General features: G+C 67.6%; 4 protein-coding genes. All 4 read left to right on the top strand.

The window, feature by feature from the left end:
* The coding region (locus tag Q0379_RS01810; protein WP_299003683.1) for an aldehyde dehydrogenase family protein at positions 1–219 on the top strand (219 nt) is incomplete at its 5' end.
* 163 nt (positions 220–382) lie between these two features.
* On the top strand, positions 383–1,759 hold the full coding sequence (locus Q0379_RS01805; RefSeq protein ID WP_299003681.1) for an aspartate aminotransferase family protein: 1,377 nt from the start codon (positions 383–385) through the stop codon (positions 1,757–1,759).
* Between the two features lie 184 nt (positions 1,760–1,943).
* Positions 1,944–3,326, top strand: coding sequence for a glutamine synthetase family protein (locus tag Q0379_RS01800; RefSeq protein WP_299003685.1), 1,383 nt, complete (start codon positions 1,944–1,946; stop codon positions 3,324–3,326).
* A 191-nt stretch (positions 3,327–3,517) separates the two neighbouring features.
* The coding region (locus tag Q0379_RS01795; protein ID WP_299003679.1) for a spermidine/putrescine ABC transporter substrate-binding protein at positions 3,518–4,495 on the top strand (978 nt) is incomplete at its 3' end.

Genomic DNA, 4,495 nt, shown 5'->3' with positions numbered 1-4,495 from the left:
GGCTTGGCGGCCTATTTCTACAGCCGCGACGTCGGCCGCTGCTGGCGCGTGGCCGAGAAGATCGAGGCGGGCATGGTCGGGATCAACGAAGGCCTGATCTCCACCGAGGTCGCCCCGTTCGGCGGCGTCAAGGAAAGCGGCCTGGGCCGCGAGGGCTCGTCCGAGGGGCTCGAGGAGTATCTGGAGACCAAGTACCTGTGCTTTGGCGGGGTGGGATGACGTTCTCTCAGCCCCAACAAATACGTCCGTCATTCCCGCCCTTGTGGCGGGAACCTCTCTATCAGCCGCAAGGGCGGAGGAGGCGGACCGCTGGCGGTCCGCTTGCGTCTCACGTGTCAGCTGAACCAGGGGTTCCCGCCACAAGGGCGGGAATGACGGTTGAATGGGGAGGGGCGGTGGAATGATCACCGAACTCTCCAGGCCTCTCGCCGATCTGCTGAACCAGGAACGCGCTCGCTTCCTCGCCGAGCACCCCCGCTCCGTCGCCATGGCCAAGGCGACGGCGGCGCACTGGCGCGGCGGGGCGCCGATGCACTGGATGACCGACTGGGCCAGCCCGTCCCCGATCTTCGCCGCCCAAGGCGTCGGGGCGCAGATCACCGACGTCGACGGCAAGCTCTATGACGACTTCTGCCTGGGCGACACGCCGTCGATGTTTGGCCACGGCGATCCGTCGGTGGCGGCGGCGGTGTCCGACCAGATCAAGCGTGGGGCGGGCTTCATGCTGCCGACCGCTTCGGCCGCCATCGTCGGCAAGCTCTTGGCCGAGCGCTTCGGCCTGCCGCTGTGGCAGGCGGCGACCACGGCCAGCGACGCCAACCGCGCGGCGATCCGCTGGGCGCGGGCGGTCACTGGCCGGCCGGTGATCCTGGTCTTCGACGGCTGCTATCACGGCATGGTCGACGACGCCTTCGTGGTGCTGAAGGACGGCCAGCGGGTCATGAAGCCGGGCCTGCTCGGGCAGGTCCACAACCTGACCGCCACCACCTGGGTCGCGCCGTTCAACGACCTCGCCGCGCTGGAAAACGCCCTGGCCTCCGACCAGGTCGCCGCCGTCCTGGCCGAGCCGGTGATGACCAACTGCGGCATGATCCTGCCCGAGCCCGGCTTCCACGAGGCCCTGCGCCGGCTGACCCGCGACGCCGGGACCCTGCTGATCATCGACGAGACCCACACCATCTCGACCGGCCCCGGCGGCTACACCCGCGCCCACGGGCTGGAGCCGGACGTCTTCGTGCTGGGCAAGGCCATCGCGGGCGGGGTGCCGGCGGCGGTCTGGGGCGTCACCGCCGAGCTGTCGGCGCGGATGGACGAAGCCCAGGCGCGGATCGGCCCCGGCCAGTCCGGCATCGGCACCACGCTGTCCGGCAATGCGCTCGCCATGGCCGCCATGCGCGCCATGCTGACCGAGGTGATGACCGACGCCGCCTACGCCCGGATGCTGGCCGGCGCCGAGCGGCTGGTGGCGGGGCTGAAGGGCGTGATCGCCGGGCGCGGCCTGCCCTGGTCCGTCGTCCATGTCGGCGCGCGGGTGGAGCTTGTTTTCGCCGATCCGCCGCCGAAGAACGCCGGAGAGATGCGAAAAGTGCTGGACCATCAGGCGGTGGAAGCGCTGCATTTGTGGCTGATCAACCGAGGGGTGCTGATCGCGCCCTTCCACAACATGATGCTGGTCTCGCCCGTCACCGACGACGCGGCGATCGACCGGCTGGTCGCGGCCGTCGACGGCTTCGCGGCTCAAGTCGGAGAGATGCAATGATAAGCCGGACGCGAAAGGAAACCCTCTCCCAGAGGGAGAGGGCGGGGCCCAAGGCGAAGCCTTGGGAGGGTGAGGGATTTCACCCTCGACCGGTTTCGCGCCCTGACGTTTTCGGAAAGGCTCTACCCCCTCACCCCCCCACGTCCTGCGGACGCGGGTCCCGCCCTCTCCCCATGGGAGAGGGATCATGGTGATGGTCGCCGACCCTCAGGAATGTCGGGACTTCCTGGCCGCCAATCCGCAGGTGCGGTTCGTCGAGGTGTTCTTCACCAGCATGACCGGCGTGCCGCGCGGCAAGCGGCTGCGGGTGCATGAGCTGGAGGCGATCTACAACTACGGCCGCTTCCTGCCGGGCTCGATCCTGGTGGTCGATACCACCGGCGCCGACTGCGAGGACACGGGTCTGGTGTGGGAGGACGGCGACGCCGACCGCCGCGCGCGACCCGTGCCGGGGACTCTGACGCTCGCGCCGTGGCTGGGCCCGGACGTCGCCCAGGTGATGCTGTCGCTGTACGAGCTGGACGGGACGCCCAACGATCTCGACCCGCGCCACGTGCTGCAACGGGTGCTGGACCGCTACGCCGCCGATGGCCTGACGCCGGTCGCGGCCTGCGAGCTGGAATACTACCTTGTCGACCTGGAACGCGGGCCGCGCGGCGAGCTCTTGCCCGCCAAGTCGGCCCTGACCGGTCAGGCGCCGACCGGCATCCAGGTCTACGGCCTGCCGGAGCTGGAGGCCCATGCCCCGTTCCTGCGCGAGCTGTGGGACACCGCCGACGTCATTGGCGTGCCGCTGGAAGGCGCGATCTCGGAGTTCGCCCCGGGCCAGGTCGAGCTCACCTTGATGCACAAGCCCGACGCCCTGCGCGCGGCCGATGACGCGGTGCTCTACAAGCGCGCCGCCAAGGGCGTGGCCCTGCGCCACGGCTGCGAGGCGACCTTCATGGCCAAGCCCTGGAGTGACCGCGCCGGCAACGGCTTCCACGTCCATCTCAGCGTCAATGACGCGGCGGGAAACAACCTCTGCGCCAGCGAGGACGTCGAGGGCTCGGACCTGCTCAAGCACGCCATAGGCGGCATGAAGGCGCTGCTGGGCGAGGGCATGGCGATCCTGGCGCCCAACGCCAACAGCTACCGTCGCTTCAAGGCCAACAGCTACGCGCCCGTGGCCCCGACCTGGGGCGTCAACAATCGCACGGTCAGCCTGCGGGTGCCGGCTGGTCCGCCCAAGACCCGCCATGTCGAGCACCGCGTGGCCGGCGCCGACGGCAATCCGTACCTGGTGCTGGCCGTGCTGCTGGCCAGCGCCCACCACGGCATCAAGAACAAGCTCGATCCCGGCCCGGCCGTGGTCGGCGACGGCTATGCCGCGGCGGCCAAGGAGAACATCCGCCTGCCCAACAACTGGTTCGCTGCGGTCGACCTCTTCGAGAAGTCGGACGTGCTGCGCGACTACCTCGGCGACCGTTTCGTGGACATGTTCGTGTCGGTGAAGCGCACGGAACAGGCGCGTTTCTTCGAGGTGGTCACCGAACTGGATTTCGATTGGTACCTGCGCAACGCCTAGAGCGCGTTAGGTTTAAGTGTGCGCGGTTAAACCGCGCGAACGCGCTCTAGATGTTTGAGTCTAGAGCCTGTTCTCCAGGTTTAGATGGTTCCATCTAAACCTGGCAGGCTCTAGCGGCGCGGCGATGTAGCGTGAACTCAGCGGCGGGCCCGGGCCCGCTTGAACGAAGCGATTAGGGGAGTTTCGAGACGATGAGCACGATCACCCAGCGGGGACTTCAAAAGGCGGGCCTGAACCGCCGCTCGCTCCTGACGGCCACCGGCGCTGCCGCCATCGGCCTGACCTTCACCGCCTGCGGTGAGAAGCCCAAGGCCACGCCGGGCGGCGAAGAGCCCAAGCTGAATTTCTACAACTGGGACACCTATATCGGCGAGACCACGCTGGGCGACTTCAAGAAGGCCACCGGCGTCGACGTGAACATGAGCCTGTTCGCGACCAACGACGAGCTGTTCGCCAAGCTGAAGGCCGGCAATCCCGGCTTCGACGTGATCGTGCCGTCGAACGAGTTCGTGACCCGCATGAGCCAGGCCGGCATGCTCGAGCCGCTGGATCACGCCAAGATCCCGAACATCAAGAACATCGACCCGTCGTTCCTCAATCCGGACTTCGACCCGGGCCGCAAGTACTCGATGCCCTACACCTGGCTGCTGCTGGGCATCGGCTATCGCAAGAGCAAGGTGAAGGGCGTGCCCGACAGCTGGAAGTGGCTGTTCGACAGCGACCAGTACAAGGGCCGCATCGCCCTGCTGTCCGAGAGCGCCGACCTGGTGCGCCTGGCCGCCAAGTACCTGGGCCACTCGGTCAACAACATCCCCGAGGACATGCTGCCCAAGATCGAGCAGATGCTGATCAAGCAGAAGCCGTTCGTGAAGGCCTTCCACGACGATAACGGCCAGGACCTCTTGGCTTCGGGCGAGGTGGATCTGGTCCTCGAATACAACGGCGACATCGCCCAGGTGATGAAGGACGACCCGGACCTCGACTTCGTGGTGCCGAAGGAGGGGTCGCTGATCAACTCCGACACCCTGTGCATCCCGAAGGGCGCGCCGCGGCCCAACAACGCCCACGCCTTCATCAACTACCTGCTGGACGCCCAGGCCGGGGCCGAGATCAGCAAGACCATCCTGTATCCGACCCCCAACGCGGCGGCCAAGGCGCTGATGCCGGAC

This window comes from uncultured Caulobacter sp. (assembly GCF_937900395.1).
Taxonomy (GTDB): domain Bacteria; phylum Pseudomonadota; class Alphaproteobacteria; order Caulobacterales; family Caulobacteraceae; genus Caulobacter.
Note: the sequence above shows the minus strand (reverse complement) of the source record. Positions and strands in the feature narration are given on the sequence as shown.